General features: G+C 73.1%; 19 protein-coding genes. 10 read left to right on the top strand and 9 right to left on the bottom strand.

Annotation, left to right across the window (positions count from 1 at the left end; all coding sequences use genetic code 11):
• Positions 1-20: 20 nt before the first annotated feature.
• Together AMK27_RS24050 and AMK27_RS24045 are read left to right on the top strand one after the other, a co-directional pair.
• A complete protein-coding gene (locus AMK27_RS24050) occupies positions 21-2,627 on the top strand; it encodes a DEAD/DEAH box helicase (protein WP_073912055.1) in 2,607 nt (868 codons plus the stop codon).
• A gap of 139 nt (positions 2,628-2,766) precedes the next feature.
• Positions 2,767-3,657, top strand: coding sequence for an alpha/beta fold hydrolase (locus tag AMK27_RS24045; RefSeq protein ID WP_073912052.1), 891 nt, complete (start codon positions 2,767-2,769; stop codon positions 3,655-3,657).
• Between the two features lie 58 nt (positions 3,658-3,715).
• On the opposite strand, the gene AMK27_RS24040 is transcribed toward AMK27_RS24045, so the two are convergent.
• Positions 3,716-4,645: an NYN domain-containing protein gene (locus tag AMK27_RS24040; protein ID WP_073912049.1), complete on the bottom strand. Its 930-nt coding sequence runs from the start codon at positions 4,643-4,645 to the stop codon at positions 3,716-3,718.
• Between the two features lie 175 nt (positions 4,646-4,820).
• Between AMK27_RS24040 and AMK27_RS41940 the strand changes: the two genes are divergently transcribed.
• Positions 4,821-4,973, top strand: coding sequence for a hypothetical protein (locus AMK27_RS41940; protein ID WP_086024648.1), 153 nt, complete (start codon positions 4,821-4,823; stop codon positions 4,971-4,973).
• A 129-nt stretch (positions 4,974-5,102) separates the two neighbouring features.
• Here the strand turns inward: AMK27_RS41940 and AMK27_RS24035 are convergent, their stop codons facing one another.
• The 3 genes from AMK27_RS24035 to AMK27_RS24025 all read right to left on the bottom strand — a co-directional run bounded on the left by AMK27_RS24035 (position 5,103) and on the right by AMK27_RS24025 (position 7,595).
• On the bottom strand, positions 5,103-5,708 hold the full coding sequence (locus AMK27_RS24035) for a MarC family protein (RefSeq protein ID WP_073809041.1): 606 nt from the start codon (positions 5,706-5,708) through the stop codon (positions 5,103-5,105).
• A 279-nt stretch (positions 5,709-5,987) separates the two neighbouring features.
• A complete protein-coding gene (locus AMK27_RS24030) occupies positions 5,988-6,851 on the bottom strand; it encodes a PHP domain-containing protein (protein ID WP_073912046.1) in 864 nt (287 codons plus the stop codon).
• Between the two features lie 105 nt (positions 6,852-6,956).
• Positions 6,957-7,595: a DUF6758 family protein gene (locus AMK27_RS24025; protein ID WP_073912043.1), complete on the bottom strand. Its 639-nt coding sequence runs from the start codon at positions 7,593-7,595 to the stop codon at positions 6,957-6,959.
• 179 nt (positions 7,596-7,774) lie between these two features.
• Between AMK27_RS24025 and AMK27_RS24020 the strand changes: the two genes are divergently transcribed.
• Together AMK27_RS24020 and AMK27_RS24015 are read left to right on the top strand one after the other, a co-directional pair.
• A complete protein-coding gene (locus AMK27_RS24020) occupies positions 7,775-9,004 on the top strand; it encodes an MFS transporter (protein WP_073912040.1) in 1,230 nt (409 codons plus the stop codon).
• 108 nt (positions 9,005-9,112) lie between these two features.
• Entirely contained in the window at positions 9,113-9,358 is a 246-nt protein-coding gene (locus tag AMK27_RS24015) for a hypothetical protein (RefSeq protein WP_445194869.1), read from the top strand.
• Positions 9,359-9,500: 142 nt separating this feature from the next.
• Here AMK27_RS24015 and AMK27_RS24010 read toward each other — a convergent pair whose 3' ends face one another.
• Positions 9,501-10,085: a suppressor of fused domain protein gene (locus AMK27_RS24010; RefSeq protein WP_073912037.1), complete on the bottom strand. Its 585-nt coding sequence runs from the start codon at positions 10,083-10,085 to the stop codon at positions 9,501-9,503.
• A gap of 427 nt (positions 10,086-10,512) precedes the next feature.
• Between AMK27_RS24010 and AMK27_RS24000 the strand changes: the two genes are divergently transcribed.
• Positions 10,513-11,640 carry a magnesium and cobalt transport protein CorA gene (locus AMK27_RS24000; protein ID WP_073912034.1) on the top strand — a complete coding sequence of 376 codons (1,128 nt, stop codon included), beginning with the start codon at positions 10,513-10,515 and terminating at the stop codon, positions 11,638-11,640.
• Positions 11,641-11,679: 39 nt separating this feature from the next.
• Positions 11,680-12,186, top strand: coding sequence for a hypothetical protein (locus tag AMK27_RS23995; RefSeq protein WP_073912031.1), 507 nt, complete (start codon positions 11,680-11,682; stop codon positions 12,184-12,186).
• Between the two features lie 191 nt (positions 12,187-12,377).
• Here AMK27_RS23995 and AMK27_RS23990 read toward each other — a convergent pair whose 3' ends face one another.
• Positions 12,378-13,136, bottom strand: coding sequence for a hypothetical protein (locus AMK27_RS23990; RefSeq protein ID WP_073912028.1), 759 nt, complete (start codon positions 13,134-13,136; stop codon positions 12,378-12,380).
• 270 nt (positions 13,137-13,406) lie between these two features.
• On the opposite strand from AMK27_RS23990, the gene AMK27_RS23985 reads away from it, so the two are divergent.
• From AMK27_RS23985 to AMK27_RS23975, 3 genes are read left to right on the top strand one after another with little or no spacing between them, the layout of a single operon-like run.
• The gene (locus AMK27_RS23985; protein ID WP_073912025.1) at positions 13,407-14,690 is read left to right on the top strand and encodes a magnesium transporter MgtE N-terminal domain-containing protein; all 1,284 of its coding nucleotides are present in this window, start codon (positions 13,407-13,409) and stop codon (positions 14,688-14,690) included.
• A complete protein-coding gene (locus AMK27_RS23980) occupies positions 14,680-15,255 on the top strand; it encodes a DUF1003 domain-containing protein (RefSeq protein ID WP_073912022.1) in 576 nt (191 codons plus the stop codon). Before AMK27_RS23985 ends, AMK27_RS23980 begins: the two co-directional genes overlap by 11 nt.
• 44 nt (positions 15,256-15,299) lie before the next feature.
• Positions 15,300-16,433: an Mrp/NBP35 family ATP-binding protein gene (locus AMK27_RS23975; RefSeq protein ID WP_073912019.1), complete on the top strand. Its 1,134-nt coding sequence runs from the start codon at positions 15,300-15,302 to the stop codon at positions 16,431-16,433.
• 46 nt (positions 16,434-16,479) lie between these two features.
• Here AMK27_RS23975 and AMK27_RS23970 read toward each other — a convergent pair whose 3' ends face one another.
• The 3 genes from AMK27_RS23970 to AMK27_RS23960 form a co-directional block, all read right to left on the bottom strand.
• A complete protein-coding gene (locus tag AMK27_RS23970) occupies positions 16,480-17,106 on the bottom strand; it encodes a hypothetical protein (protein ID WP_073912016.1) in 627 nt (208 codons plus the stop codon).
• Between the two features lie 74 nt (positions 17,107-17,180).
• Positions 17,181-17,657 carry a sec-independent translocase gene (locus AMK27_RS23965; RefSeq protein WP_073912013.1) on the bottom strand — a complete coding sequence of 159 codons (477 nt, stop codon included), beginning with the start codon at positions 17,655-17,657 and terminating at the stop codon, positions 17,181-17,183.
• A 91-nt stretch (positions 17,658-17,748) separates the two neighbouring features.
• On the bottom strand, positions 17,749-19,734 hold the full coding sequence (locus AMK27_RS23960; protein ID WP_079188580.1) for a trypsin-like peptidase domain-containing protein: 1,986 nt from the start codon (positions 19,732-19,734) through the stop codon (positions 17,749-17,751).
• Position 19,735 lies beyond the last annotated feature (1 nt).

Here is a 19,735-nt window from a genome sequence, read left to right as displayed (position 1 = left end):
ACCCCTTCCCGATCCAGGAGATGACCCTCCCGGTCGCCCTGACCGGCACCGATGTCATCGGCCAGGCCAAGACCGGCACCGGCAAGACCCTCGGCTTCGGTCTCCCGATCCTGGAGCGCGTCACCGTCCCCCTGGACGTCGAGGCCGGCCGGGCGAAGCCCGAGCAGCTGACCGACGCCCCGCAGGCGCTCGTCGTCGTTCCCACCCGCGAGCTGTGCCAGCAGGTCACCAACGACCTGCTCACCGCCGGCAAGGTGCGCAACGTCCGCGTGCTCGCCATCTACGGCGGCCGGGCGTACGAGCCTCAGGTCGAGGCGCTGAAGAAGGGCGTCGACGTCGTCGTCGGCACCCCCGGCCGCCTGCTCGACCTGGCCGGTCAGCGCAAGCTCGACCTGTCCCACGTCAAGGTCCTCGTCCTCGACGAGGCCGACGAGATGCTCGACCTGGGCTTCCTGCCCGACGTCGAGAAGATCATCAACATGCTTCCGGCGAAGCGCCAGACCATGCTGTTCTCGGCGACCATGCCGGGCGCCGTCATCGGCCTGGCCCGCCGCTACATGTCGCAGCCGACGCACATCCGCGCCACCTCGCCCGACGGCGAGGGCGTGACCGTCGCCAACATCAAGCAGCACGTCTACCGCGCGCACAACATGGACAAGCCGGAGATGGTCTCCCGCATCCTGCAGGCCAACGGCCGCGGGCTCGCGATGATCTTCTGCCGCACCAAGCGCACCGCGGCCGACATCGCCGAGCAGCTGGAGCGCCGCGGCTTCGCCTCCGGCGCCGTCCACGGCGACCTCGGCCAGGGCGCCCGCGAGCAGGCGCTGCGCGCCTTCCGCAACGGCAAGGTCGACGTGCTCGTCTGCACCGACGTCGCGGCCCGCGGCATCGACGTCGAGGGCGTCACGCACGTCATCAACTACCAGTCCCCCGAGGACGAGAAGACCTTCCTGCACCGCGTGGGCCGCACCGGCCGCGCGGGCAACAAGGGCACGGCCGTGACGCTGGTCGACTGGGACGACATCCCGCGCTGGCAGCTCATCAACAAGGCCCTCGAGCTGGACTTCCACGACCCGGTGGAGACCTACTCCTCGTCCCCGCACCTCTACGAGGAGCTGGACATCCCGGCGGGCACCAAGGGCATCCTGCCCCGCGCCGAGCGGACCCGTGCGGGTCTGGGCGCGGAGGAGCTGGAAGACCTGGGCGAGCCCGGCGGACGCCGTGCGCGCGGCCCGAAGAACGACCGGACCGAGCGGACCGAGGAGCGCCCGGAGCGGACGCGGACCCCGCGTCAGCGCCGGCGGACCCGTGGCGGCGAGCCCGACGCCACCGCGCCGGCGGCCTCCGCGGCCCCGGCCGTCGAGACCGCGCCGGTGACGGACGAGGCGCAGGCCGAGTCCGGCCCGCGCACCCCGCGCCGCCGCCGTCGCACCCGCGTCGGCGCCCCGGGCTCCGCACCGGTGACCCAGGCGGCTCCGGCCGCGCAGACCGCGCAGGCGACGGCTACCCGGACCGAGCGGAAGGCTCCGGCCGCCCGCACCGTGGTCGAGGACGCCGCTCCGGCGCCCGTGACCGAGGCTCCCGCGGCCGCCGTGGCCGAGGCCCCGGCCGCCGAGCCGAGGACCCCGCGCCGCCGCAGCCGTACCGCCGCCCGTCCGGAGGCCGTGCGCACCGCGCCCGCCGCCCCGGCCCCGGTGGCCCAGGAGTCGGCCCCGGCCCCGCGCCGTCGTCGTCCCCGCCTCGCCCGCCCGGTCGAGGACACCGTGTCGTTCCAGACGGTCGAGACGGCCGCGGCCGCCCTGCGCGCCGCGAAGGCCGCGCCGGTCGTCGAGGCGCCCGTCGCCGTGGCACCGGCCGTCGAGGCCCCGGTCGAGGAGCCGAAGAAGGCTCCCCGTCGCCGTACCGCCAAGAAGGCCGTGGCGGAGCAGGTCGCCGCTCCCGCCGTCGCCGCTCCGGTGGTGGCCGAGCCGGTCGCGGCCGTCGTCGCGCCCGTCGCCCCGGTGGCCGAGGCCGCCGCGGCGGTCACGGCCGAGGTTCCCGCGCCGCGTCGTCGCCGTGTGGTGCGCAAGGCCGCCGGTTCGCCGGTGACCTCCACCCCGATCGTCGAGGCCGTCGTCGAGCCGGCGCCCGCGCCGGTCGTCGAGGAGGAGCCGAAGAAGCCCGCGCGCCGTCGTGTGGTCCGCAAGGCCGCCGGTTCGCCGGCCGCGTCGGCCGAGGCCGCGACCGTGATCATCACGACCCCGGTCGCCAAGGCCGCTCCGGCCGCCGTCGTCGAGGCGCCGGTCGTCACGGTGGCGCCGGTCGTCGAGGCGCCCGTCGCCGCGGCGCCGGCCGTCGAGGCCCCGGTCGAGGAGCCGAAGAAGGCTCCCCGTCGCCGTACCGCCAAGAAGGCCGTGGCGGAGCCGGTCGCCGAGGAGGCCCCCAAGGCTCCCCGTCGCCGCGCGGCCAAGAAGGCCGTCGTCGCCGAGGCGCCCGACGCCTCGGAGCCGAAGGCGCCGACCCGTCGCCGTACGACGAAGAAGGCCGCAGCGGAGCCGGTCGCCGAGGCCGCTGCCGAGGCCGAGGCCCCGAAGGCCCCGCGCCGTCGCACCACCAAGAAGGCCGCGGCCGCTCAGCCCGAGAGCTGATCCCGCCCGCCCTCATGACCGCGGCCCGGCCCCTCCCCAGGGGCCGGGCCGCGGTCGTGCGAGCGGAACCGGTCACCCGCGGCCGCCGGACGGGCAGGGGCCCCGGGCCGTCCCCGGCGCGCGCGGTTACAGTCCAGACATGAGCAAGCCCCGGTCCCTCGTCCTGCCGCCCGGCACCCGTGCCCACCACCTCGTGACCGCGCGGGGCGACTTCGCCGTGCTCGACACGGAGCCCCGGGGCGGGCGGCGCGGGACGGTGCTGCTGCTGCCGGGGTACACCGGCAGCAAGGAGGACTTCCTGGCCCTGCTCGGCCCGCTGAGCGAGGCCGGGTACCGGGCCGTGGCGGTGGACGGGCGCGGTCAGTACCAGTCCCCGGGCTCCCGCGGCCGGGCCGGCTACCGCCGCAGGGCGCTCGCGCTCGACGCGGTGGCGCAGGCCTCGGCCCTCGGCGACGGCCCGGTCCATCTGCTCGGCCACTCGTTCGGCGGCCTGGTGGCCCGCGCGGCCGCCTCGCTCGCCCCCGCGGCCTTCCGCTCCCTCACGCTGCTCTCCTCGGGCCCGGGCCGGGTCGCCAGGCCGCAGCGCGTCCGGGTGCGGGTGCTGCGGGTCGCGCTCGCGTTCCTGCCGAAGGAGCGGGTGTGGCAGGCGATGTGCTGGCTCGACAGCCGGGGCGAGGAGCCGGACACCGACGACGCTCCGGAGCTCGCGGGCTTCCTTAGGCGGCGCTGGATGCGGACCCGGATCGCGCAACTGGCGGGGGCGGGGCGGCTGCTGCTCAGCCGTCAGGACGGGACGGCGGAGCTGGCCGCGCTGCGGATGCCGCTGCACATCGCGTACGGGGCGGACGAGATGGTCTGGCCGACGGCCGCGCTCGCGGCGGCGGCCGCCCGCACGGGCGCGCACCACACGGTGGTGGCGGGGGCCGGCCACTCCCCCAACGTGTCGCACCCGCGGGAGCTGACGGACCGCCTCACCGGCTTCTGGGAGCGGACGGCGGCGGCCGCCGGGGTCCGCAGCACCGCCCGCTGACCCCGGGCCGCGGGCGGTTCTGACGGCCGCCCGCCGGCCCCGGGCCCGCGGGCAGCCGTCAGAACTGCCCCTTGAGGTGCTGCCAGAAGCCGTCCCGCAGGGCCCGCCGGAGTGCGGCGTGGCCGCGCAGGGACCGGCTGAGGAGGCGCTCCGCCTCGACGAGCAGGTCCTGGTCGACCGGCCCGGGCAGATAGGGCGCGCCCGGCAGGAGCTCGGCGAGCCGGTCCCGGCCGCGTTCGCCGAGCCAGGTCGCCGCGATCTGGGCGCCGACGAAGCGCACCTCCTCGCGGGACGGCGGCGGCTCGCCCTCGTTCTCGTACGTGGTGACGGGGCGGCGGGTGACGTAGGGGCGGCAGAAGTCGAGCTCGAAGGTGCGCTGGCTGTCGACCTCCCAGAGGAGCGCCTCGGCCTGGTTGCGGCCCTCGGCGGCCTCGATGCCCCAGAGGTGGACGCGGGCTCCGTAGCCCTGGGCGGCCTCGACGGCCGACACGAGGTCCTCGTCGCCGCCGACGAGTGCGGCGTCGCTGATGGCGCGGTGGCGGGCGAGGGACTCCAGATCCGTGCGGATGAGGGAGTCGACGCCCTTCTGCTGGTTGTTGGCGTTGAGGTTGCCGAGGCGGACCTTGACGTCGGGCAGTTCGGCGATGGCCTGCTGCTCGGGGGTGTGGATACGGCGTCTGGCACCGTCGTACCAGTAGACGCGGAGCAGCCTGCTGTCGGCGAAGATCGTGCGGGCCTTGTCGATGAAGGCCTCGATGAGGCCCTCGGCGTCGAGGTCGAAGGAGCGCCGGTCCTCGGTGCCCGTCACCAGCAACCCGGCCGCAGCATGGACGTAACCCGCGTCGACGAAGATGGCGTGTGTGGAAGGGGTCTTGGCGACCTCGGCCAGCATCCGCTGGAGGAGCTCATTGGTGCGCTCCAGGCGCGCGTCGAGGGCGCGCAGGCGGGCGTCGGTCTCGGTCACCTGAGTGGTGTCTGCGTCGTTCATACGGGGCTCATTGTCCGCCGCCCCGGGCCCGGCCGCCACACCCTCCTACCCGCCGGTAGTTAGACATCCGAAAATTTTCCTTAGCGTAAGGAATGTTTGCAGGGTGCATGTCGTTGGACCCGTACGTAACGCAGTTCTCCATCAGGAGGATCAACTCAGACGAAGGGAGAAGCCTGTGCGCTTCGAAATCCTGCGACTCGACGACATCGACGGCACGCCCGTCGACCGGACCGTCGTGGACGCCGCCTCCGTCAACCGGATCGTGCAGCAGGCCGCCTCGATCGGCCAGCGCATCTGGATCCGCCCCGCCGAGACCTCGGCCTCGTAACAGGCCCGGTCCACACCACGCACCGCGCCCCCGCACGGACTTCGCAAGAGCGGAATCCGTACGGGGGCGCAGTGGTGTCCGGAGCCGGCCGGGCGCGGCGGTGGGCGCGCGCCCGGCACGTCCGGCTCGTCAGGCGTTCTGGATGACCTGCGTGACGCCGTTGATGATCTGCTGCACCGCGATGGCGGAGAGCATCATGCCGGCGAGCCGGGTGACCAGGACGACGCCGCCGTCCTTGATGACCCGGATGATCAGCAGCGAGTACCGCATGGTCAGCCAGAGCACCACGTGCATGGCGACGATGGCGGCCCAGACGGAGACCTGCGCGGCCGCGCCGTCGGCGTTCTGGACGGCCAGGATGACCGAGACGATCGCGCCGGGGCCGGCGAGCAGGGGCATGCCGAGCGGCACCAGGGCGACGTTGACGTCCTTGGTCTGCTGGGGCTCGTCGGTCTTGCCGGTGAGCAGGTCGAGCGCGATGAGCAGCAGCAGGAGGCCGCCCGCGATCATCAGCGCGGGGACGGAGACGTGCAGGTAGTCCAGGATCTGCTGGCCGAGCAGACCGAAGACGGTGATGACGCCGAAGGCCACGGCGACGGCCTGCCAGGCCATCCGGCGCTGCACCTTGGCCGCGCGGCCGGAGGTGAGGGCGAGGAAGATCGGGGTGATCCCGGGGGGATCCATGATCACGAAGAGGGTGAGGAACAGCGAGCCGAAGACGGCGACGTCGAACACGGTGGGGTGCCTTGCGGGAGAGGTCGAACGGTGGGGTGTGGCCCGGCGGTGCGGAATGCGGGATTCCGAAGGCGGGGCAGAAGAGCGCCGCCCCATGGCACGGCACGGGCCGTGAGGGGGCGGACCAGGAGGAGGAAGGACGCCGGCGGGCCCGGGGACGGCCGCGCGGCCCGCACCCGGACACGGGTCGGGGCACGGAGCGCGCCTGACGCCCGGCCGACCGGCCGGGAGACGGGTCCCGCGGAAAGGGTCCGGACCCCACGGGGCCCGGCAGCCGGCCTAGGCCGCGGGTCCCCCCGCGCCGGGGACCGGGAAGGCCCCCGCGGCACGGCGGGTGATCTCGCCGTAGATCTCGGGATCGGTCGTGTACTCGCCGAGGCGGCAGGTCTTGCGGCTGCCGTGGTAGTCGCTGGAGCCGGTGGTCAGCAGACCCAGCTCCCTCGCGAGCCCGCGCAGCCGTGCCCGCGTCGCCTCGTCGTGGTCCATGTGGTCGACCTCGATGCCGTCGAGTCCGGCCTCGGCGAGCCGGGCTATCGAGGCCTCGGGCAGCACCTGGCCGCGCTTGACGGCGAGCGGGTGCGCGAAGACGGTGACGCCGCCGGCCGCCTTGACCAGGCGGATGGCGTCGATCGGGTCGAGCTCGTGCTTCTGGACGTAGGCCCGGCCGCCGTCGGCGAGCCACTCGGGCGTGAACGCCCCGGACACGTCCGGCACGACCCCGAGTTCGACGAGCGCCTCCGCGATGTGCGGCCGGCCCAGGGAGCCGTCGCCGGCGATCCGGGCGACCTGCTCCCAGGTGACGGGAACGCCGAGCTCCTGGAGCTTGCCGACCACGGCACGCGCGCGCGGGACCCGGTCGTCGCGGACGAGCTCACGCTCGGCGAGGAGCGCGGGCTCCTCGGGGTCGAAGAGGTACGCGAGCATGTGCAGGCCGACGCCGTCGACCCGGCAGGACAGCTCGGCCCCGGTGACGAGGGTCAGCCCCTCGGGCAGCGCCGCGATCGCCTCGGCGTGGCCGCGGGTGGTGTCGTGGTCCGTCAGCGCGACGACGTCGAGCCCGGCGGCGGCCGCGTTGCGGACGAGCTCGGCCGGGGAGTCCGTGCCGTCGGAGGCCGTGGAGTGGGTGTGCAGGTCGATGCGCACGACGCGGTACTCCAGGACTTCGGCACGGACGAGGGACGCTCCAGCATAACGGGCGAATCGAACACGCCCGTACGGAAGGAGCCGCCCGGACCGGCCGGGCGCGCGTCAGCTCAGCAGCCTCGGCGTCAGCGCTCCGCACGGCAGGAGTTCGACCTCGGCGCCCGCGTCGCGCAGGTCCGTCAGGACCAGCTCGTCGTACATCAGGAGGCCGGACTGCTCGGGCCAGACGATCGCCCACAGCCAGAGGCCGCGCGCCTCGCCCGCGAAGACCGCGCGGTCCTGCGGGGCGCCGCTGACGTGCCAGAGCGGGGTCGGGCGGCCGGCGGCGAGCACCTTCGTCTGCGGGGGCTTGTCGATGGCCATGCCCGCGCCGGGGTCGGGGCCGTCGATGCCCGCGTACCGGGCGCCGAGGCCGACGCCGAGTTCCTCGGCGACCAGGAGCAGCTCGCCGATGCCGCCGAGCGGTCCCGGACCCGAGCAGGCGACGGCGGTGGCGCGTCCGCCGCTGCGGTCGTCACCGGCGTACGCGACGCCGGTGAAGAGCCAGCCGACGGGCAGGGGCCACGGCATCCAGACCGGCACGTGGGACCGGTGCACCACGACGCCGAGGGCCTCGACGCTGGGCGGGATCACGGGCTGGAGCGGGTGCACCGCGCCGTGCGCGTCGCACTGCCAGGAGTCGGCGAACAGCCCGGGCGCCCTGACCCGGCCACCGCACTTCGGACAACTGGGTTCGCCCCTCATAGGGCTCAACGGTCCTACCACCGGAGCCCCGCGTCAAGGACGGTCGACCGACGATCACCCGTCCGGCCCGTGGCGTTCACCCACGGCCACCCGCAGATATAGATGTAACTTGCATTCATTAGTTCCTCTAACTTATTCTATGTATATCGCACCCATCTCGACGCGGAGGAGCGGCACCCATGGAGAGAGCAGAAGAGAACGCCGGCGGAGGCAGCATCCTGCGCCAGCCGCCGGCCGTCTGGGCCACCGCCGGCGCGTCCGTCGTCGCCTTCATGGGCATCGGCCTCGTCGACCCGATCCTGCCGTCGATCGCCCAGGGCCTGGACGCGACGCCCAGCCAGGTGTCGCTGCTCTTCACCTCGTACTTCCTCATCACCGCCGTCGCGATGCTGGTCACCGGCTTCGTCTCCAGCCGCATCGGGGGACGCCGGACCCTGCTCGCCGGACTCGCGCTGGTCGTCGTCTTCGCGGCCCTCGCCGGCACCTCGGACTCCGTCGGCGAACTCGTCGGCTTCCGGGCCGGCTGGGGGCTCGGCAACGCGCTCTTCGTCTCGACCTCGCTCGCCGTGATCGTCGGCGCGGCGGCCGGCGGCAGCGCGGCCGCGATCCTGCTCTACGAGTCGGCGCTCGGCCTCGGCATGGCCTGCGGACCGCTGCTCGGCGCCGTGCTCGGCGACGCCAGCTGGCGCTACCCCTTCTTCGGCACGGCCGCGCTGATGGCGATCGGCTTCCTGTGCATCGCGGTCTTCCTCAAGGAGCAGCCGAAGCCGGCCCGCAGGACCTCGCTGCTCGACCCGGTCCGGGCGTTGGGCCACGGCGGACTGGCCTCGGCCGCGGCGGCCGCGTTCTTCTACAACTACGCCTTCTTCACCGTGCTCGCCTTCACCCCGTTCGTACTGGACATGACGCCGTACAAGTCCGGCGCGGTGTTCTTCGCCTGGGGCGTGCTGCTCGCCGTCTTCTCGGTCCTGGTCGCACCCCGGCTCCAGCGCCGCTTCGGCTCGCTCACCGTCCTCGGCGGCTCGCTCGTGCTGCTCGCGGCCGACGTGGTGGTGCTCGGATACGGCGACCACACCACCGCGATCGTCTGCACGGTCCTGTCGGGCGCCTTCATCGGCGTCAACAACACCGTCTTCACCGAACTCGCCCTCGGCGTCTCGGACGCCCCGCGCCCGGTGGCCAGCGCGGGCTACAACTTCGTCCGCTGGTTCGCCGCGGCGGCCGCCCCGTACTTCGCCCCGAAGATCGAGGAGTGGAGCGACGTCCACATGCCGTTCGTGGTGGCGGGCGTGGCGGCGCTGCTCGGCGCCGTGGTCGTCCGGGTCCGCCGCGACGCCCTCACCGGCAAGGCCAGGGAACTGGCCCCGAAGCACGCCACGGAGGACGGCGTCGGGGTCTTCGCCCGCTGAACGCCTCGCGGACCGGCCACGGCGGGGCGGACCCGCCGTGGCCGGTTTGCGGTGCCGGACCCGGGCAACACGGAGTCCATGAGAGGCATCGACTCCGTCATAAGAACCGTGGCCCACGTCATCGTGGGCATCCTGGTCGTGTGGATCGCGCTGGACCTGCTCGACGCCAACCGCGCGAACACCGTCGTCGGCTGGTTCCACAGCGCCGCCGACTGGCTCGCGGGCTGGTCGATCGGCCTGTTCGACGTCGCGCACCACACCGCTCAGGTGCTGCTCGACTACGGCATCCCCGCGGTGGTCTACCTGGCGATCGCCCATGCCATCGCCACCAGGGCCGTCGCCCGGAGGACCTGAACCGGGCAGGCCGGTGGCTCCCCCGAACCGGACCGACCCGAACCGGACCGGCATGCCGCCCGGACCCGAACCGGACAGCCCGGTGGACGGGCCCCCTCCCGGCACCCGACGCACCGTCCGCGCCGACGAGTGCGGGGCTCCGTCAGTCCAGACCCACGGACCTGCGCAGTGGATCGCGCAGGTCCGTGCCCTGCGTCAGCCAGCGCTCCTCCAGGGCCTGCGCCCCGTGGACCCGCTTCCACGCCGCCTCGTTCGAGGTCATCGGGAGCAGCGGCAGGAACCGCACCGGGTCCATCGGCTCGTCCAGCTCCAGGTCCTCGACCAGGCCGCCGGACTCTCCGACCAGGACCGAACTGAAGGCGGCGCCCGGCCAGAGCGGGTCGCCGACGTCGAGCGAGGCGCCCGCGGCCACCACGACACCCTCGACCTGCGGGGTCGCGGCGAGCACCGCGAGCGGGCGCAGCACCTTGTCGGTGTCGGCGAGGCCGGCCCGTACGGTCAGGACGAGCTCGGCGCGCGGCCCCTTGACCGGATCGGCGAGCGCGGCGGTCGGGTCGGCCATCGGCTGTGCGGACATGCCGAGGGTGGCGTACCGCACGAGGTCGCCGTCCATGAAGCGGAGCACCTCGATCCGGTCCGTGCCGAGGAACGTCACCGCGGCCCGTGCGTCCGGTTCGCCGAGCGCCGTCCGCAGCCGGGCCTCGACAAGAGCAAGAACTTCTCCCATGTCCTGAGCATAAAGCGCGTATGGAACGGGCAAAGGAAGGGATTGACCCTCAGTCGGCTGATAGTCTTGGCCGCTGGTCGGGAGTCCCGAACTCCCGACTACTCGTCACACGTCATCCCTCACGAGGGACCGGCCGGAGGAGGTGGGGCTGCGATGGACCGAAGTCGATCGGGCAGTACCAGCCGCTCTTCCGCCCCGCACCCGCGCCCGGTGCGTCCGCGCTTCCGGTGATCCCCGGCCCGTATCCGTACGGACCCGCCTCTCCGGCATCTCGCACGACGGAAGAGCATCTCGCCTTTGCCTGTCTGTAGCGAACGCCGTCACCGCGATCCCTCGGTGCCGCCCGCTTTGTGGACGACGTAGCTCCACGTCCCCATTCCGGGCTGTTCCACGCTCGCCGACGGCTTCTCCGTGAAGGAGCATGCCCATGTCGATGATCCGTGACCTGCGCGCCGCCGTCCGTCCGAGCCTGCGGCACCCCCTGCGCAAGACCCCCACCACGTACACCTCGTACGACCCCACCCGCGACCACACGGCCTCCAGCGCCGTGGTCGACTGCGCCGTCTACCGCGACGGAAGCCGCGTCGACGACCGCGAGTGCCTCACCCCGCGCGGCGCCATGAGCCGGGTGCGGGAGCACGGCGGCTTCGCCTGGATCGGGCTGCACGAGCCGACCGAGGCCGAATTCGCCGGTATCGCCGCCGAGTTCGGACTGCACCCGCTCGCCGTCGAGGACGCCGTCCACGCCCACCAGCGGCCCAAGCTGGAGCGGTACGACGACACCCTCTTCACCGTGTTCAAGACGATCCACTACGTCGAGCACACCGAACTCACCGCGACCAGCGAGGTCGTCGAGACCGGCGAGGTCATGTGCTTCACCGGGCCCGACTTCGTCATCACCGTCCGGCACGGCGGCCAGGGCTCCCTGCGCAACCTCCGGCACCGGCTCGAGGGTGAGCCCGAGCTGCTCGCCAAAGGGCCCTCCGCGGTGCTCCACGCCCTCTCCGACCATGTCGTCGACGGCTACATCGCGGTCGCCGACGCCGTCGAACTCGACATCGACCAGCTGGAGATCGACGTCTTCTCGCCGGCCGCGAAGGGCTCGACGCGCGGTACGGACACCGGCCGGATCTACCAGCTGAAGCGTGAGGTACTGGAGTTCAAGCGGGCCGTCACGCCGCTGCTCCGCCCGATGCAGCTGCTCTCCGAGCGGCCCATGCGGCTCGTCGACCCCGACATCCAGAAGTACTTCCGGGACGTCGCCGACCACCTCGCCCGGGTGCAGGAGCAGGTCGTCGGCTTCGACGAACTGCTCAACTCGATCCTCCAGGCCAACCTGGCGCAGGCGACCGTCGCGCAGAACGAGGACATGCGCAAGATCACCTCGTGGGCGGCGATCGTCGCCGTCCCCACGGCGGTCTGCGGCGTGTACGGCATGAACTTCGACCACATGCCCGAGCTGCACTGGAAGTACGGCTACCCGATGGTGCTGACCGGCATCGTCGCGATCTGCTTCACCATCCACCGCACGCTGAAGCGCAACGGTTGGCTGTGACCGCTCGGCGGCCGGGGGCCATCGCCTAGGCTTCGGGCCATGACTGAAGAGCTGCTCGGGCCCGCCCTCGTCGAGGAGGCCACCAAGAAGTCCGGCCTGGTGTGGGTCCGCGGCACCGGCCCGGCCCGCGCGCTCTGGCACGTCTGGTCCGACGGCGCCGCCTTCGTCGTCGGCGACGGCCCCGGCGAGCAGCCGCTGCCGGGCCTGGTGGACGGCGGGACGGCCGAGGTCACGGTCCGCAGCAAGGACAAGGGCGGCCGGCTCGTCTCCTGGACGGCCGGCGTGCGCGAGATCGCGCCCGGCACCGAGGAGTGGGACGCGGCGGTCGCCGAGCTGAAGGGCAAGCGGCTCAACGCACCCGACGGCGAGGCCATGACGGGCCGCTGGGGGCGCGAGTGCCGGGTCCTGCGGCTCGACCCCCGGTCCTCGACCACGGAGCTGCCGGACGGCTCCCTGGCGGCCGTACCGCTGCCCTCGGCGGCCACGACCCGCGACCCGGTGCCGCCCGGCCTCCCGAAGCTGCTCGCACGCCGCAAGCGCCGCTGAACCACCTCGGGCCAGGCCACAGCCCGGGGGTCCCTGCCTCGGCCACGCCTGGCCCGGCTCCTTGCCCCGGCCACGCCTTGGCCTGGCCTGGCCCGGGAGTCTCCGCCCCGGCCACACCACAGCCCGGGTCCCTGGCTCAGGCCCGATTCCCGGCCTCCGGCCCGATCCCCTGCCTCCGGCCGGGCCCCGGCTCAGGTCCTGGGCAGCTGCTTGCCGTAGTCGAGGATCTCTTCCTTCGACGGCTCGGTGAGCGGGAAGTCCTTGTTCCACTCGGAGAGGACCACCAGGCCCGCTCCCCCGCCCCGCGCGAACCGCAGCGGGTACGGGTCGCCCTGCAGCGCCACGTCGAGGGTGCCGCCCATGCCGTCCTCGCCGCCCTTGACCTTGACCGTGCGGACCCCGCCGATCTGGTCCCGGTCGCCCTTCACCTTCTCCCCGTGCAGCCCGGTCAGCCCGGTGAGCAGCAGGTCCATGTCGGTGAAGCCGCGCAGCTGCTTGTACGCGGGGTCGCCCTGCGGCACCTTCACGTACTTGTCGTCGAGCTTGTCGGCGGCCTCGGAGTCGGCCTCCGTCGGCTCGTCGCCGCCCTGGGACTCGTGGGACCAGAAGTCCGCGTCCGCCTTCAGGTAGAGCGCCTCGCCGACCCGCAGCAGCTCGAAGGTGCTGTTCTTCGTCGTCACCGAGCCGGTGGCGCCGTCCTGCTTGAGGCGCATGTTCAGCTTGAACGTGTCGCCCTTGCTGACCAGGGTGCCGGAGAGCCGTACCGCCCGCGCGGTGCCCGCGGCGGTCCGCGCCTTGCCCTCGATCTCGGCCGCGGAGAGCTTCCCGACCCCGTTGGTGCCCTCGTCCGGATCGGCGGCGCAGGCCGTGAGCCCCACGGTCAGGCCGGCGCAGAGCGCGAGCGGCACGACGGCCCGGTGGATACGCGACGACGCGGCACGAACGGCCATCAGCGCTGCCTCTCATGTCGTGGGGGACACGGACCGCGGCCCGTACGGGGGGGGACCCGGGCGGCGGTCTTCTGTTCTGGGGGTTCTGCCGGGCGGGAGGGCCGGCGTGCCGGTGGGGACGGCAGTCCGCAGCGTACCCGGGCCGGGTGACGCGCCCGGCAGCAGCCGTACGGAGGCACTGCCGGGGCGGGTCGGAACGGCACGGGCTAGCCTGAACCAGGCAAAGCTCGGCAATGACTCGAATCGTGCGGCAGCGAGGAGGCGCGTGGCATGGCGGCAGGCGCCCCCCGGATCTTCGTCTCCCACCTCGCCGGAGTCCCGGTCTTCGACCCCGTCGGCGACCAGGTCGGCCGGGTCAGCGACCTGGTGGCCATGCTGCGGGTCGGCCGCCGGCCGCCGCGGCTGCTCGGCATGGTCGTGGAGGTCCTGAGCCGCCGCCGGGTGTTCGTGCCGATGACCCGGATCACCGGTGTGGAGTCCGGCCAGGTCATCACGACCGGTGTCGTCAACATGCGCCGCTTCGAGGCGCGCCCCACCGAGCGCCTCGTCCTCGGCGAGCTCCTCGACCGGCGCGTCCGGCTCGTGGGGCCCGGCGGGCAGGAGGGCGAGGAGGTCACCGTCCTCGACGTCGCCATCCAGCAGCTGCCCGCCCGCCGCGACTGGGAGATCGACAAGGTCTTCGTCCGCAAGGGGAAGGGCGGGGTGCTGAGCCGCAAGGGCGAGACGCTGACCGTCGAGTGGTCGGGCGTCACGGGCTTCTCCCTGGAGGAGCACGGCCAGGGCGCCGAGAGCCTGGTCGCCACCTTCGAGAAGCTCCGCCCCGCAGACCTGGCCAACGCCCTGCACCACCTCCCGGCCAAGCGGCGCGTCGAGGTCGCCGCCGCTCTCGACGACGACCGGCTCGCCGACGTCCTCGAAGAGCTGCCCGAGGACGACCAGATCGAGATCCTCGGCAAGCTGAAGGAGGAGCGCGCGGCCGACGTCCTGGAGGCGATGGACCCGGACGACGCGGCCGACCTGCTGTCCGAGCTGCCGGAGGAGGACCAGGAGCGGCTGCTGACGCTGATGCAGCCGGACGACGCGGCCGACGTCCGGCGGCTCCTGGCGTACGAGGAGCGCACGGCGGGCGGTCTGATGACGACCGAGCCGATCGTGCTGCGGCCGGACGCCACGGTCGCGGACGCGCTGGCCCGGGTCCGGCAGCAGGACCTGTCGCCGGCGCTGGCGGCGCAGGTGTACGTGTGCCGGCCGCCCGACGAGACGCCGACGGGCAAGTACCTGGGCACGGTGCACTTCCAGCGGCTGCTTCGCGATCCGCCGTTCACGCTGGTCAGCTCGCTCGTGGACAGCGATCTGCCGCCGCTCGGCCCGGACACCCCGCTGCCGGCCGTGACCAGTTATCTCGCCGCGTACAACATGGTCGCGGCGCCCGTGGTCGACGAGAGCGGGTCGCTGCTCGGCGCGGTCACCGTCGACGACGTGCTCGACCATCTGCTGCCGGAGGACTGGCGCGAGACCGAGTTCCACGAGGAGGGGGCCGGGCATGGCGGCTGAGCGCACGCAGGACCGCGAGCGGGACCGCGACCGGGAGCGCGAGCGGCCGGGGGCCCGCATCCGGCTCGACCTGCCGCGCGAGCGGCGGCCCAAGTTCCTTCCGGAGTACGACCCCGAGGCGTTCGGGCGGCTGTCGGAGCGGATCGCCCGCTTCCTGGGGACCGGGCGGTTCCTCGTCTGGATGACCCTGACGATCATCGTCTGGGTCGTCTGGAACATCTTCGCGCCGGGCCCGCTCAAGTTCGACGAGTACCCCTTCATCTTCCTGACGCTCGCGCTGTCCCTGCAGGCCTCGTACGCGGCTCCGCTGATCCTGCTCGCGCAGAACCGGCAGGACGACCGGGACCGGGTCAACCTCGAACAGGACCGGAAGCAGAACGAGCGGTCCATCGCGGACACCGAGTACCTCACCCGGGAGATCGCGGCGCTGCGGATGGGCCTCGGCGAGGTGGCCACCCGCGACTGGATCCGTTCGGAGCTCCAGGACCTGATCAGGGAGCTGGAGGAGCGCCGGGATCTATTCCCGTCGGCCGACACCCGGCGAAGTGACGTACCCGACCGTTGACAGGCCTTTCATGGGCCGGTGGTCGGCGCCGTACCATCGTCGGTATGGCTATGGAAGACGCGGTGCTCGAAGCACTGGCGACGGTGAACGACCCCGAGATCAACAAACCGATCACTGAGCTCGGCATGGTCAAGTCGGTGGAGATCGAACCGGACGGCAAGGTCGCCGTCACGGTCTACCTGACCGTCTCCGGCTGCCCGATGCGCGAGACCATCACCCAGCGGGTGACCGACGCGGTCTCCGGCGTCGAGGGCGTCACCGGCGTCGACGTCTCGCTGGACGTGATGAGCGACGAGCAGCGCAAGGAGCTCGCGGCGGCGCTGCGCGGCACGACCGCCGAGCGCGAGGTGCCGTTCGCCAAGCCCGGCTCGCTGACCCGGGTGTACGCGGTCGCCTCCGGCAAGGGTGGCGTCGGCAAGTCGTCCGTCACCGTGAACCTGGCCGCGGCGATGGCCGCCGACGGTCTGAAGGTCGGCGTCGTCGACGCCGACATCTACGGCCACAGCGTGCCGCGGATGCTGGGCGCGGACGGCCGTCCGACCCAGGTCGAGAACATGATCATGCCGCCGTCGGCGAACGGCGTGAAGGTCATCTCCATCGGCATGTTCACCCCGGGCAACGCGCCGGTGGTGTGGCGCGGCCCGATGCTGCACCGCGCGCTCCAGCAGTTCCTCGCGGACGTGTACTGGGGCGACCTGGACGTCCTCCTGCTCGACCTGCCCCCGGGCACCGGCGACATCGCGATCTCGGTCGCGCAGCTCGTGCCGAACGCGGAGATCCTGGTCGTCACCACCCCGCAGCAGGCGGCGGCCGAGGTCGCCGAGCGGGCCGGCTCCATCGCCGTCCAGACCCACCAGAAGATCGTCGGTGTGGTCGAGAACATGGCGGGCCTGCCGTGCCCGCACTGCGACGAGATGGTCGACGTGTTCGGCACGGGCGGCGGCCAGCGGGTCGCCGACGGTCTGACGCAGACCACGGGCGCGACGGTCCCGGTCCTCGGCTCGATCCCGATCGACGTACGGCTCCGCGAGGGCGGCGACGAGGGCAGGCCCGTCGTCCTCTCCGACCCGGACTCCCCGGCGGGCGCGGCCCTCCGCGCGATCGCCGGCAAGCTCGGCGGCCGCCAGCGGGGCCTCTCGGGCATGAGCCTGGGCATCACGCCGCGCAACAAGTTCTGAGGTGATGACGAAGGGCGCCCCCTCGGGGGCGCCCTTCGTCATGCCGTCAGGCGTACGCGTCCAGGTCCTTGATCTGGGCGAACCCGAGGCCGTACGCGCTCATGCCGCGCCCGTACGCCCCGATGTGCACGTCCGCGGCGGATCCCGCGAGGACCCACCCGAACTCCGACTCGCGGTAGTGGAACGGCATCGGCACCCCGTCCACCGGCAGCGACAGCGTCGACCACTCCGGCCCGTCGAGGTCGTCGGCCAGCTCGAACGCCGTCTCGGTCTGCTGGTCGAGCCAGTTGTCCCGCGTCGCGTGGTCGAGCGAGGGGGGCCAGGTGTGGACGAGCAGCCCCGAGCCGGCCAGCCAGGCCGCCGAGGACACGGTGGTGGCGTCGAGGACGCCCGTGCCGTCCCCGGTCCGCCGGACCGGGCTCGCGGCCACCGTCACGACGACCGCGAACCGCTCCTTCTCCGCGCCGCTCGCGTCCGTCTTTATCGACGGCGTCTCGCCGTGCCCGGTCGACCCGTGCTGCACGCTGCCGTCCGCCGCGGTGCCCACCTGCATCAGCCAGCGCGGCCCGGTGAACGCCTCGTCCAGGCCGTACCAGGCGAACGGTGCGCCCAGGTAGCCCTCGGCGGTCCGCCGGGCCAGGGGTACCCCCTCCACCCGACTCGTGGTCTCCATCTCGGCCGCCTCCTCGTTCCGTCAACAGAGGGAGGATAGCCACCTGGGCGCGTCGGGTCGGTGACAGCCCGTCGTCAGGTCGCGTCGGAGTCGTACGGAGGACGCTCCGGAGTGCCCGGCTTGTCCTGCTTCTTCAGCAGGTCGGGAGTGCCGTTGGCGGAGGTGACGGCGCCGGCGGCAGCACCGGCCGACGGGGAGCCGTTGACGGCCGAGGGCTGCGGCTCACGGCCGTGGACCGCGTCGGCGACGTCGTTCATCTCCTTCTTCAGGTCGAAGGTGCCGCGCAGCTCCTTGAGGTCCCGGAGGTCCTCGTTCTGCTCCATCTGCTTGCGGAGGAACGTCTTCGGGTTGAGGTCCTCGAACTCGAAGTCCTTGAACTCGGGACCGAGCTCGCTCCGGATGTCCTCCTTCGCGCTGTCCGAGAAGTCCCGGATCTTCTTGATGAAGCGCGAGACGTCCTGGATGACCTTCGGGAGCTTGTCCGGCCCGAAGACGAGCACGGCGAGGACGACGAGCGTCACCAGCTCGAGTGCGCCTATGTCGCTGAACACCTAGTAGCTCCTTCATGCCGGTCAAGGGCCCGGTCCACGGTACCCGCCCAAACTGCCGGACGGGTACCTCCCGGTGTCGGCCACATGGCGCTCAGGTGCCCGTGGACGAGCCGAGCGTCAACGTCTTTGTCAGCTCTTTGCCGTCCCGGGTCAGGGTGAGCTCCAGTCGGTCGCCGGGGCGGTGGGCGCGGATCTTCACGATCAGCTCCTCGCCGTTGTGCACGCGCTGGCCGTCGACCTTGGTGATGACGTCGCCGGGGCGGAGCCCCGCCGTCGCGGCCGGGCCGCCGGGCGTGACGGAGGCGGAACCGTCCTTGCCCTTCTCGCCGACCCGGGCGCCGTCGCCGTTGAACTGCATGTCGAGGCTCACACCGATGACCGGGTGGGTGGCCTTGCCCGTGTTGATGAGCTCCTCGGCGACGCGCTTGCCCTGGTTGATCGGTATGGCGAAGCCGAGGCCGATGGAGCCGGGCTGGGAGGCGCTGCCGCCCTCTCCCTCGCCCGAGCCGCCGGCCGCGCGGATGGCGCTGTTGATGCCGATGACCCGGCCCTTGGAGTCGAGGAGCGGACCGCCGGAGTTGCCGGGGTTGATGGGGGCATCGGTCTGGAGGGCGTCGACGTAGCTGATGTCGCTGCCGTCGCCCTTCTCGCCGCCCGCGGTGATCGGCCGCTCCTTGGCGCTGATGATGCCGGAGGTGACCGTGTTGGAGAGGTCGAACGGGGCGCCGATGGCGACGACGGGGTCGCCGACGCGGACGTTGTCGGAGTTGCCGAGCGGCAGCGGCTTGAGGCCGGAGACGCCGGTGACCTGGACGACGGCGAGGTCGTATCCGGTGTCCTTGCCGACGACCTTGGCGCGGGCGGTCTCGCCGCTGGAGAAGGTCACCGAGATGTCGCGGGAGGACTGGGCCCCGTCCACGACGTGGTTGTTGGTGAGGATGTGGCCCTTGGTGTCGAGCACGAAGCCGGTGCCTGTGCCGGACGAACCGCCGCCCTTGACGTGCAGGGTGACGACGCCGGGCAGGGCGCTGGCCGCGATCCCGGCCACGCTGTCGGGGGCCCGGTCGGAGTCACCGCCGTCCGCCTGCGGCAGCTCCACGGTGGTGATGCCGCCGTTCCGCTCGACGTACGCGCCGATACCGCCGCCGATGACCCCGGTGACGAGCGCGAGCACGAGCGCCCCGACCAGGGCGAGACCCTTGCGGGACTTCCGCGCCGGCAGCGGCGGCAGTCCGGCCCCGCCGGCCCCCCAGGGGTCGTACTGCACCCAGGGCGCACCGGCCTGCGGCGGCACGCCGCCGGCCTGCGCGTGCAGCGGGGGCTGGGGGTGGGACGGGGAGTGCGGCACCGCGTGCGGCTGGGACTGCGGCGGTACGGGGGGTACGTGGGCCTGCTGCGGCGGTACGGGCACCGGGGGGCGCTGTACGGGCGGCGCGGGCGCCCAGGGGCCGGGCTCGCCGTAGGGCGGCGTCCGGTACTCGTCGGGCGCGTGCAGGGGCGTGGGCGCGGCGGCGGGCGCCGGGACGGCCGGGGCCGGGGAGGCGTCGGTCACGGAGCCTGCGGTCACGGAGCCTGCGGTCCCGGAGCCTTCGGCCGCGGAGCCGTCGGTCACCGGGAGGGTCGCGGTCGCCTGAGCACCGGTCAGCTGATCCCCGGTCACCGGAAGGACCTCGGTCGGGGCCGCGTCCGCCGGGACCGCGTCCGCCGGGGCGGGGGCCTCGCTCTTGGTCAGCAGCACGGCGGGGGTCTCTGCGGGCGCGGGGGCCTCTGTGGGCGCGGGAGCCTCGGCGGGCGCGGGGACGTCGGCGGTCGTCACGGCGGCCGGGGGCGTGACCGCGAGGTCCTCCGCGGCGGCCACATCCGTCACCTCGGCCCCGACGGTGCCGGCGTCCGGCGCCTCGGGCGCTCCGGGCGCCTCGGGCGACGGCTGCGGCGCGGGCAGCGGAAAGTCGCCGTCGGCGTCATGCGCGGCGACGGCGCCCTCCGTGCGGTCGTCGGCCGGAGGCGGCGAGGGTATCCGTGCCGCCTCCGGTGCGCTCGACGGCCGGCTCCACCAGTTCGGCTTTCCGTTGTTCATG

It is taken from the genome of Streptomyces sp. CB02009, assembly GCF_001905825.1.
In the GTDB taxonomy this organism is placed as follows: domain Bacteria; phylum Actinomycetota; class Actinomycetes; order Streptomycetales; family Streptomycetaceae; genus Streptomyces.
This window is presented reverse-complemented; position numbering and strand designations above follow the sequence as displayed.